Source organism: Streptomyces nanhaiensis, from assembly GCF_046614825.1.
Taxonomy (GTDB): domain Bacteria; phylum Actinomycetota; class Actinomycetes; order Streptomycetales; family Streptomycetaceae; genus Streptomyces; species Streptomyces radiopugnans.
The window spans coordinates 1-7,307 of record NZ_JBKJFM010000219.1; the positions used below are offsets into that span (position 1 = coordinate 1).

The 7,307-nt window shown below is 72.7% G+C and carries 7 protein-coding genes; 6 read left to right on the forward strand and 1 reads right to left on the reverse strand.

Annotation, left to right across the window (positions count from 1 at the left end; all coding sequences use genetic code 11):
• The first annotated feature begins 770 nt into the window (after positions 1 to 770).
• The 6 genes from ACLIYP_RS28315 to ACLIYP_RS28340 all read left to right on the forward strand — a co-directional run bounded on the left by ACLIYP_RS28315 (position 771) and on the right by ACLIYP_RS28340 (position 7,021).
• Positions 771 to 1,445, forward strand: a complete 675-nt coding sequence (locus ACLIYP_RS28315; protein WP_459076358.1) for a lytic polysaccharide monooxygenase auxiliary activity family 9 protein — start codon at positions 771 to 773, stop codon at positions 1,443 to 1,445.
• A 592-nt stretch (positions 1,446 to 2,037) separates the two neighbouring features.
• Positions 2,038 to 2,553: a toxin-antitoxin system HicB family antitoxin gene (locus ACLIYP_RS28320; protein WP_412697544.1), complete on the forward strand. Its 516-nt coding sequence runs from the start codon at positions 2,038 to 2,040 to the stop codon at positions 2,551 to 2,553.
• A 91-nt stretch (positions 2,554 to 2,644) separates the two neighbouring features.
• Positions 2,645 to 3,490, forward strand: a complete 846-nt coding sequence (locus tag ACLIYP_RS28325) for a DUF4097 family beta strand repeat-containing protein (RefSeq protein ID WP_412715946.1) — start codon at positions 2,645 to 2,647, stop codon at positions 3,488 to 3,490.
• A gap of 93 nt (positions 3,491 to 3,583) precedes the next feature.
• Positions 3,584 to 4,579 (forward strand): ATP-binding cassette domain-containing protein, encoded by a 996-nt coding sequence (locus ACLIYP_RS28330; RefSeq protein ID WP_412715947.1) that lies wholly within the window; start codon positions 3,584 to 3,586, stop codon positions 4,577 to 4,579.
• The gene (locus tag ACLIYP_RS28335) at positions 4,576 to 5,367 is read left to right on the forward strand and encodes an ABC transporter permease (RefSeq protein ID WP_412715948.1); all 792 of its coding nucleotides are present in this window, start codon (positions 4,576 to 4,578) and stop codon (positions 5,365 to 5,367) included. The genes ACLIYP_RS28330 and ACLIYP_RS28335 overlap by 4 nt, the downstream gene beginning before the upstream one ends.
• A 226-nt stretch (positions 5,368 to 5,593) precedes the next feature.
• The gene (locus tag ACLIYP_RS28340) at positions 5,594 to 7,021 is read left to right on the forward strand and encodes an alpha/beta hydrolase domain-containing protein (RefSeq protein ID WP_412715949.1); all 1,428 of its coding nucleotides are present in this window, start codon (positions 5,594 to 5,596) and stop codon (positions 7,019 to 7,021) included.
• A gap of 41 nt (positions 7,022 to 7,062) precedes the next feature.
• Here ACLIYP_RS28340 and ACLIYP_RS28345 read toward each other — a convergent pair.
• The coding region (locus ACLIYP_RS28345; protein WP_412715950.1) for a hypothetical protein at positions 7,063 to 7,307 on the reverse strand (245 nt) is incomplete at its 5' end.

The following is a 7,307-nucleotide window of genomic DNA, read 5'->3' on the forward strand; positions in this document are numbered from 1 at the left end:
ACCCCTCGCGGAATTGCTGCCGTTCGGCGGTCAGGCCGCCGCCTTGTGGATACCGCATCCCACTGGCATACCGCAGGGATCAAGGACCGTCAGCTCCTACGACACCACGAGTTCAACCTCAGTAACAGGGTCACGGCGACCGCGCCGACGGCGGCTCGGTTTCGGTTCATGAGACCTCGTCTCGGTGGAGTGGCGGTGGACCGATCTGCTTGGCCTGGTCCTGCCGGGGACCGGGCGGCCCCGGTCGTGAAGGCAGTCTCCCCTGCCGGGCCGGATCCGCAAGACCGCGGTTTGACGCGGCGTCATGGTAAGCCGATGCCTCTCCGGACGTGATGGTCGGGCTTCTTCGGCCAGGCATGCTCCCGGTGCCGCCGCGGCAGGGTTCGCCGGCTCGGTTCCGGCTCGGCGAAGGCGGGCCGGCCGGCCGGCCGGCGCAGTCGGCGGCCGGGAGCACCGGAGGAGCGGAGGGCGGCTGCCCGGGTGCGTGCGGAGGAGATTCCCGGGCGGGTGGAACCGGGCATCCCCCACGCCGGAACCAGGTCCCGCCGCCATGCCGCGAGCGCCCCCCCGGCATCACCCCGCACACCGCTCCGGGCCGCGTCATCGCTTTCCGGCTCCGGGAACGGTTCTGGTCCCGGTTCGCGACAGGTTCCCTGCTCGCTACCCACCCGTGTAATCAACTGCGTTTTCTTCGTTGACATTTCACTCAGAATACGTACCGTTGGGAGCGCTCCCATCGCAGCCTTGCAACTGGAAGGAGTTCCCCCCACATGCGCAAGCAGAGTCCCTTAAACGGGCGTTCCCGGTCGGCCCTCCGCCGGCCCCTCCAGGCGCTCGTCATGGTGTTCGCCGTGGTCGTCGGCGCACTGACCTGGTCGGCCCCCGCCCAGGCTCACGGCACCATCGTCAACCCCGCCACCCGCGCGTACCAGTGCTGGAAGACGTGGGGCAGCAACCACACGAGCCCGGCCATGCAGACCCAAGACCCCATGTGTTACCAGGCGTTCCAGGCCAACCCCGACACCATGTGGAACTGGATGAGCGCCCTCCGCGACGGCCTCGGCGGCCAGTTCCAGGCGCGGACCCCCGACGGGACGCTCTGCAGCAACAACCTCTCGAGGAACGCCAGCCTGAACAAGCCCGGGGCGTGGAAGACGACCAACGTCAGCAACAACTTCACGGTCCAGCTGCACGACCAGGCGTCCCACGGTGCCGACTACTTCAGGGTCTACGTGAGCAAGCAGGGCTTCGACCCCAAGACCCAGACCCTGGGCTGGGGCAACCTCGACTTCATCACGCAGACCGGCCGCTTCGCCCCGGCGCAGGACATCAGGTTCAACGTCAACACCTCCGGCTACACCGGACACCACATCCTGTTCGTGATCTGGCAGGCCTCGCACCTCGACCAGGCCTACATGTGGTGCAGTGACGTGAACTTCGGCTGAGCCGGAGAACACCGCGCACGGCACCGGCTTCGGCCCGGGCGCCGGCAACCCGCCGCCCGGCCGACCGAGCTCCGTCGGGGCAGGGAACCCATTCGGGCGCCCTGCCCCGACGGGGCTTTCCGCGCTCCCGGTGTGAACACACCCGATCGCGCGGCAGTCGCACGGCAGTCGGCTCCCCACCGCCCCGCGGCACGACCCCGGCGCTCGACGGCCCTGGAGATTCCTCGGCACCGTCAGCCCACCGGGGCGTATCGCGCCGCCCGGCGCACCCTCCGTCGTCCCGAGCGGCGGCCAGGTGTACGCACCCGGCGCCGGCCGGGGCGGCGAATCCGATGACATGCCCGTGGACTCCGTCCCCGGCGGGGCCGAGCGACAGGGGAGCCATAACGGCACTCGATGACACCATCAGGTGCCATCAGGTGCCAGATGGCACCATCCAGCCCCCACAGGAGTGCGCGGACATGCACGGAGACAAGGCCATCAAGGCCGAACTCTCGGCATTCCCGCAGGTCAGAGCAATTCTTCTGCACCCTGCCCCCACAAGGTGCCATACGGGCTTGCGCATGGCGCCACATGGTGCCAATATAGCGCCATGGACCTCACTCCGTATGTCGACACCCTCCGCCGCGAGCTGGCGGTGGCCGCCGAGGCCGGCGGCGGCGAAGCCCGCGAGCTGGCCGAGAGGCTCACCGCCCCCCTGGAGTCGGCGGCCCGGCTGACCATGCTCAACGTGCTCTCCGCCGCGATGAACGAGATCACCCGTGAACTCGCCCCCGGTTCGGTCGACGTACGGCTGCGCGGACTCGACCCCGACTTCGTGGTGACGCCGCCGCCCGCCGGCGGCGCCCCCGCCGAGCCCTCCGCACCCGCCGGACCGATCGCGGCACCGGCCCCGGCCGACGGCGAGGAGGGCGGCACCGCCCGCGTCAACCTGCGCCTGCCGGCCCACCTCAAGGCGCGCGCCGAGGAGGCCGCGAGCCGCGAGGGCCTGTCGGTCAACGCGTGGCTGGTGCGCGCCGTGTCGGCCGCGCTCGACGGTGGCGGCCGTCCCCGCCCGGCGGAGAGGACCCAGACCATCGGGCAGAGCTACACCGGCTGGGTGCGCTGACCCGCGCCCTGCGCCCTGAGCCCGCATCACTTCACCCACACCACGTCCCACCAGCGGGGACGCCCCGAAGACCCAGGAGGACGGGACAGCCATGCCTTCTTTCGACACACCCGAACCGATCTCGGCCACGGCGCACGTGGAGGCCGGCTCCATCCGGTTCACCGCCGGCGACCGCCTCGACACCGTCGTCGAGGTGCGGCCCCGCGACCCGAAACGGGAGCAGGACGTGCGGGCGGCCGAGCAGACCGAGGTCGCCTACGCGAGCGGTGCCCTGACCGTCAGGACGCCCAGGCGGCGCCACCTCGTCGGGCGCACCGGCATCGTCGACGTGACGGTCGAACTGCCCGCGGACTCGCACGTCGACCTGACCGGCGCCTGGGCCCAGGTACTCGGTGAGGGCCGGCTCGGCGAGGTGCGCGTGAAGACCTCCTCCGGCGACGTCCGCCTCGACGCGACCGGCCCGCTGAAGCTGACGGCCTCCCACGGCTCGATCACCGTCGACCGGGTCGAGGGCCCGGCCGAGATCACCACCAGTTCCGGCAGCCTGCGCGTCGGCGCCGTCCACGGTTCCGCCGTCCTGAAGAACTCGCACGGCACCACGACCGTCGGCACCGCGACCGGCGAGTTGCGGGTCAGCGGCGCCAACGGCGACATCGACATCACACGCGCCGAGGGACCGGTCGTCGCCACCACCGCACACGGCACCCTGCGCGTCGCCGAAGTAACCCGTGGAAAGGTCCAGTTGGAGACCTCCTACGGAGCCATCGAGGTCGGTGTCCGCGAGGGCACCGCCGCCTGGCTCGACGTCAGCTCCGGCCGCGGGCAGGTGCGCAACACGCTCACCGCCTCCGAGGCCCCGGAGAAGACCGAGGACACCGTCGAGGTCCGCGCCCGGACCCGCTACGGCAACATCGACATCCGCCGCGCCCGGGTCTGAGCACCGGCCCGGCGAGAACACCCGCGCGCTCGCTCCCCCGCCGCTTCACCGCCCCACCCCTTCACCTCTTCGGCCTCCGAAAGGGAGGACTCCATGCCTTCATCTGTCATGTCCACATCCAACATGAGCGGCGGCCCGCGACCCCCCGCCGCCGTCTCCGCCGTCGGGCTGCGCAAGTCCTACGGCGACAAGACCGTCCTCGACGGCATCGATCTGCACATCCCGGCCGGATCCGTGTTCGCGCTACTCGGACCCAACGGCGCCGGCAAGACCACCGCCGTCAAGATCCTCTCCACCCTCATCGGCGCCGACGGCGGCCGGGCACAGGTCGCGGGCCACGACATCGCCACGTCACCGCAGGCCGTGCGCGCCGCGATCGGGGTCACCGGGCAGTTCTCCGCCGTGGACGGCCTGATCACCGGCGAGGAGAACATGCTCCTCATGGCCGACCTGCACCACCTGTCCAGGCGTGAGGGCAAGCAGGTCACCGCCGAGCTGCTGGAACGCTTCGCCCTCACCGACGCCGCGAAGAAGCCCGCCTCCACCTACTCCGGCGGCATGAGGCGCCGCCTCGACATCGCCATGACGCTCGTCGGCGGCCCGCGCATCATCTTCCTCGACGAGCCGACCACCGGCCTGGACCCCCGCTCCCGCCACAACATGTGGCAGATCGTCCGCGAGCTCGTCTCCGGCGGCGCCACCGTCTTCCTCACCACCCAGTACCTGGAGGAGGCCGACGAACTCGCCGACCGCATCGCCGTCCTCAACGGCGGCAGGATCGCCGCCGAGGGCAGCGCCGACGAGCTGAAGCGGCTGGTACCGGGCGGCCACGTCCGCCTGCGTTTCACCGACCCGGACGCCTACCGGTCCGCCGCCGGCGCCCTGCGCGGGGCCGCCCGCGACGACGCGGCCCTCGCGCTGTCCGTCCCCGGCGACGGCAGCCAGCGCGAGCTGCGCTCCGTCCTCGACCGGCTGGACGCCGCCGGCGTCGAGGCCGACGAACTGACCGTGCACACCCCCGACCTCGACGACGTGTTCTTCGCCCTGACCGGCGGCACCGACCAGACCTCCGAGGAGGCCGTCCGATGAACTCCCTGTCCCTGGCCGTGCGCGACTCGTCCACGATGCTGCGCCGCAACCTGCTGCACGTGCGGCGCTACCCGTCCCTGACGCTGAACCTCCTGCTGACGCCGATCGTCCTGCTGCTGCTGTTCGTCTACGTCTTCGGCGAGGTGATGAGCGCGGGCATCGGAGGCGGCGGGGCCGACCGCTCCGCGTACCTGGCCTACCTCGTGCCGGGGCTGCTGCTGATGACCATCGGCAGCGCCACGATCGGCACCGCGGTGTCCGTGTCCATGGACATGTCCGAGGGCATCATCGCCCGCTTCCGCACGATGGCGATCCACCGCGGCTCCGTGCTCGTCGGACGCGTCGTCGGCAGCGTGCTGCAGTCGGTGGCCGGCGTGGTCCTGGTCGGGGCCGTCGCCGTGGCCATCGGTTTCCGGGCCGAGGGCGCCACCGCCCTGGAGTGGCTGGCGGCCTTCGGGCTGCTCGTGCTGGTCGCCCTGGCGCTCACCTGGATCGCCGTCGGGATGGGCATGGTCAGCCCGAACGCGGAGGCGGCAAGCAACAACGCGCTGCCGCTGATCGTCCTGCCGCTGATCTCCAGCGCCTTCGTCCCCGTCGACGCGATGCCGGGCTGGTTCCGGCCGATCGCCGAGTACCAGCCGTTCACGCCGGCCATCGAGACCCTGCGCGGCCTGCTGCTCGGCACCGGGATCGGCCACAACGGCTGGCTGGCCGTCGCCTGGTGCCTGGGCCTGGCCACGCTCGGCTACTTCTGGTCCAGGTCGCTGTTCGACCGAGACCCGGGTTGACGGGAACGACCGCGCCGGCCGCCGCCCGCGGCCCGTACCGTCCGGGGGGTGCCGCCGGCGTCCCCATCCGGGCGGCCGGGGCACCGCTCACCGGCCGTCCGCCCGGCCGGTGAGCGGTCGCCGTCAGGACCGGTGATTCGGCCGATGGGCCCCTGTCCCGCACCGGCCATCCTCTTCGGGGACGGGCGGGCATACGGCCCCGCCCGGGAAGAGGAGCCGGACGCATATGAGCACATGGCGCAGAACGTCGCGGATCTTACCGGCGGCCCTGGTCGCCGCGGCCCTGACCACGGGAGCGGCCGAGGCCTCCCCGCCGCCCGCCCCGGCGGCGACCGGAACGGCGGCCGGGGCGGCGGCCGGGGCGGCAAGCGGAGCGGCGGTGGGCACACCGGTCGTCCAGGGGCCCATCGCCGGTACGGCCCCCGGCGACCCGTCGGCCCCGGACGTGGAGGACACCCGTCCGTGGATGTCCACCGTCACCGACCTGGCCGCCGCCGGATACGTGGAGGAGGAGTTCTACCTGTCCGGCGAGGCCGACGGATACAGCACCACCGGCGAACTCCTCGCCTCCGACGTGCCGTACACCACCCGCGTCATCGTCCGCCGCCCCGCCGACCCCGGGGACTTCAACGGCACGGTCCTGACCGAGTGGCAGAACGTCTCGGCCGGATACGACCTGGACGCCCTGTGGTCCCCCGAGCAGATCATGCGCGGGGGGTACGCCTGGGTCGGCGTCTCCGCCCAGCGGGTCGGTGTGGACCAACTGCGCGGCTGGAGCCCCGCCCGCTACGGGAATCTCGACGTCAGCGGCCGGGGCCGCTTCACCGCCGACGAGCTGTCCTACGACGTGTTCGCGCAGGCCGCCAGGGCCCTGCGGAGCCGCGAGGGCGCCGCCCTCCTCGGCCCGCTCCGGGCCGAGACGGTGCTGGGCGTCGGGGCGTCGCAGTCCGCCGCGCGGATGACGGTCTACTACGACCGCGTCCTGCCCCGGACGGAGCCCGTCTTCGACGCCTACGCCCACATCGTCGGCACCGCGCCGTCCCGGAAGGGCGCCGAACCGGTGTTCCACGTGCTGTCGGAGACCGACGTGCGCACCCCGAACCGGCGTGCCGACGACGACCGCTACCGGCGCTGGGAGGTGGCCGGCAGCGCGCACTCCGGCTGGCACGGCCAGGAGTACCGCCGGCCGGTCCTCGAACGCGACCTCGGCTCCGCGCCCGCCTACGCCTGCGACCGGCCGCCGTTCAGCAGGGTCCCGCTGCACCATGTGATCGCCGCCGCCTACGGCCATCTGGTGCGCTGGGCCGAGCACGGTGTGCGCCCGCCGTCCGCGCCTCCGCTGGAGTTCGCCCCCGACGGCACCAAGGCCCGCGACGGACTCGGCCTGGCGCGCGGCGGCATCAGGCTCTCCCAGGTCGAGGTGCCGACCGCGCTCAACACCGGCGACAACTCCGGGGAGACCTTCTGCGTCCTGTTCGGCACCCACGTCCCGTTCGACAGGGACCGGCTCGACCGGCTGCATCCCTCGCACGCCGGTTACGTCTCCGCCGTGCGCCGCGCCGACGCGCGCAACGTCCTGTCCGGCTATCTGCTTCCCGGCGACGCCCTCCGCAACCTCCGGGAGGCGGCCGCCTCCGACGTCGGAAGGCGCTGACCGCCGCCGGAGGCGCGGACCGGCCCCCGCGGGCACCGCGGTCACCCCTCCGGCAGGTACGGCCCGCCCGCCGGGGCGCACTCCCCCGCCGGGCGGGCCAGGTTCTCGGCCTGGTGGGGGCGGTCCGTGCCGGGTGTGTCCAGGGCGAGGTAGGCCGCGGCCACGTCGACGGCCGCGGCGGCGGCCTCGTCGGGAGCGGGGCCCAGGACGGTACGGGCCCGTGCGATCTGCCGGTTGCCGTCGGCCCAGCGGCCCGCGGTGTGGGCCACCTTGGCGAGCCGGGTGT

What these genes read in the sequence shown, in the direction of transcription:
- ACLIYP_RS28315 (WP_459076358.1), top strand. Translation starts at nt 771, where the DNA reads ATGCGCAAGCAGAGTCCCTTAAACGGGCGTTCCCGGTCGGCCCTCCGC.
- ACLIYP_RS28320 (WP_412697544.1), top strand. Translation starts at nt 2,038, where the DNA reads ATGGACCTCACTCCGTATGTCGACACCCTCCGCCGCGAGCTGGCGGTG.
- ACLIYP_RS28325 (WP_412715946.1), top strand. Translation starts at nt 2,645, where the DNA reads ATGCCTTCTTTCGACACACCCGAACCGATCTCGGCCACGGCGCACGTG.
- ACLIYP_RS28330 (WP_412715947.1), top strand. Translation starts at nt 3,584, where the DNA reads ATGCCTTCATCTGTCATGTCCACATCCAACATGAGCGGCGGCCCGCGA.
- ACLIYP_RS28335 (WP_412715948.1), top strand. Translation starts at nt 4,576, where the DNA reads ATGAACTCCCTGTCCCTGGCCGTGCGCGACTCGTCCACGATGCTGCGC.
- ACLIYP_RS28340 (WP_412715949.1), top strand. Translation starts at nt 5,594, where the DNA reads ATGAGCACATGGCGCAGAACGTCGCGGATCTTACCGGCGGCCCTGGTC.